This window comes from Immundisolibacter sp. (genome assembly GCF_041625615.1).
Classification (GTDB): Bacteria; Pseudomonadota; Gammaproteobacteria; order Immundisolibacterales; family Immundisolibacteraceae; genus Immundisolibacter.
The window spans coordinates 1-2,361 of the sequence record NZ_JBFJTF010000216.1; the positions used below are offsets into that span (position 1 = coordinate 1).

Annotated in this window: 3 protein-coding genes; all 3 read left to right on the forward strand. The window is 66.5% G+C overall.

Annotated features, from left to right (window positions below):
- On the forward strand, window positions 1-811 hold an 811-nt coding region (locus ABYX71_RS11600), incomplete at its 5' end, for an alpha/beta fold hydrolase (protein ID WP_372696651.1).
- Window positions 808-1,953, forward strand: coding sequence for an LLM class flavin-dependent oxidoreductase (locus ABYX71_RS11605; protein WP_372696652.1), 1,146 nt, complete (start codon window positions 808-810; stop codon window positions 1,951-1,953). The genes ABYX71_RS11600 and ABYX71_RS11605, both read left to right, overlap by 4 nt.
- A gap of 140 nt (window positions 1,954-2,093) precedes the next feature.
- Window positions 2,094-2,361 (forward strand): Rieske 2Fe-2S domain-containing protein (locus tag ABYX71_RS11610; RefSeq protein WP_372696653.1); only part of this gene is annotated, 268 nt, incomplete at its 3' end.

A 2,361-nucleotide genomic window follows, 5' to 3' on the forward strand; every position in this document is an offset into this window, starting at 1 on the left:
GATGAGCCACACCCAGGCCATGCGCACGCTGGCCGGCGTGCGCATGAAGCTGATGCAGGGCGGCCCGCCCACACCCGCTGCCCAGACGGTGCTGTTCCTGCACGGCGCGGGCGGCGCCAGCCAGTGGCTGCCGTTCATGGACCTGCTGGCGCGGGACTTTCACCTGTTGGTGCCCGAGCATCCAGGCTTTGGCGATTCGGACACGCCGGCCTGGCTAAAGCGCGTCGAGGATCTGGCCTATTACTACCTGGACGTCCTGCAGGAGCTCGACCTGACCGGCATCCACCTGGTCGGCCACAGCCTGGGCGGCTGGACCGCTGCGGCGCTGGCGATCAAGGACTGCTCGCGCATCCGATCCCTGACGCTGATTTCGGCGGCCGGGGTACACGTGCATGGCGTGGCGCGCATCGACAACTTCATGGGCAACCCGGAGCAGAGCCTGCGGGCGCTGATTCACGATCAGTCCGTCGCCGACCAGCTGCTGGCGATGCAGGTGCCGCCCGAGGAACGCGAGCGCCAGCTCAAGAACCGCTTTACCACCGCCCGCCTGGTCTGGCAGCCGCGGTCCTACGATCCGCACTTGCCGCCGTGGCTGCACCGCATCCGCGTGCCCACGCATGTGGTGTGGGGCGAGCACGACCGCCTGTTTCCGCTACCGATCGGGCAGGAATACCAGCGCCTGATTCCAGGCGCGCGCCTCACGGTGCTGCCGGGCTGCGGCCACTTGCCGCCCATCGAGCAGCCACAGCGGTGCGCGCAGGCCGTGACACAGTTCGTGAACGCGGTGTGCGCCGGGGAGGGCAGGGCATGAAGTTTTTCAATTTTCACCTCATGTCCTACGCCGACATGGACGTCAGCCTGATCCGCGAGCACGGCAGCGCCTGGGTCACGTTCCCGAACCGCCATTACGATCCGAAGGTCGGCGCGGCCCTCTACAACCGGTATCTGGACGAACTGGAATACGCCGACCAGCTCGGCTTCGACGGCGTGTGCGTCAACGAACACCACCAGACCCCGTATGGCCTGATGCCGGTGCCGGGCGTGCTGGCAGGCGCCCTGGCGCGCAGCGTCAAACGGGCGAAGATCGCCATCCTGGGCCGCGCCCTGCCGCTGGTGAACAACCCGCTGAATATCGCCGAAGAATTCGCGATGCTGGACAACCTCTGCCGGGGTCGCTTCATCGCCGGTTTCGTGCGCGGTATCGGCGCCGAATACCACTCCACCGGCGTCAATCCGGCCGAATCCCTGGGGCGCTTTCAGGAAGCCCACGACCTGATCATCCGCGCCTGGACCGAGCCCGGGCCGTTCGAGTTCGACGGCGAGTACTACCACTACAAGTACGTGAACCTGTGGCCGCGGCCCTACCAGGCGCCTCACCCGCCGGTGTGGGTGCCCTCGCAAGGCTCGGCGGAGACCATCGCCTGGGCGGCCCGCCACCGCTACACCTACTGCCAGACCCTGGGCGCCATCAAGACCGTGGCCGGCTTTTTCGACAAGTACCGGGAAGAAGCCGACAAGGCCGGCTACGCCGCCGGCTGGGACCAATGCGCCTGGTCGACGACGATTTACGTCGCCGAGACCGACGAACAGGCCCTGCGCGAAGCCGGCCCGCACGCCGAGGCGATCCAGAACGAGTTCCTGCGCATGCCCTTCGAGATGCTGCTGCCGCCGGGTTACACGTCGCTGGAGTCGTTCAGGCACATCCAGCCGGACATGATCGGCAAGCCGCAGACGGTGCGCTCGCTGAACGACGCCGGCGTCATCATCATCGGCAGTCCCAGCACGGTGCGCGAGCGCCTGGCGGCCTACCAGAAGCTGGCCGGCTTCGACACGGTGCTGGTCAAGACCCAGTTCGGCACCCTGCCGGCCGACATGACGCGCCAGAACATGGACGCCATCGCGCGCGAGGTGCTGCCGTATTTTCAGCAGGCAACGACCGCCGAGGAACCGTAGCGCGTCCGCTCACGGGTGCATCCTGGCCAAGCTGAACTGGTCAACTCATCGCCGCCCGGACTAACATCAACGAGCGTTAGGTTGCCCATGGCTGCGTTGGCATTTCGCAAGCCGCGCGCGGCGCCCAAGGAGGGGATGTAATGTCGAACAACGGACTTGACCTGGCTGCGCTGGTGGACGAGCAACACGGCCTGGTCAGCATGAAGGCCTACGCCGACTGGGAGGTGTTCCGGGTTGAGCAGGAACGCGTATTCGGCCGCGCCTGGCTTTACGTCGGTCACGACACGGAAGTGCCGCGCAACGGGGATTACGTAACCCGCCAGATGAGTCAGGACCCGGTCATCCTGACCCGCGACAATCACGGACAGCTGCGGGTTTTCCTGAACATGTGCCCGCACCGCGGGGCCC

Bases quoted from the DNA above. Each gene is read 5' to 3' on its own strand.
- ABYX71_RS11605 (WP_372696652.1), top strand. From the start codon at position 808: ATGAAGTTTTTCAATTTTCACCTCATGTCCTACGCCGACATGGACGTC.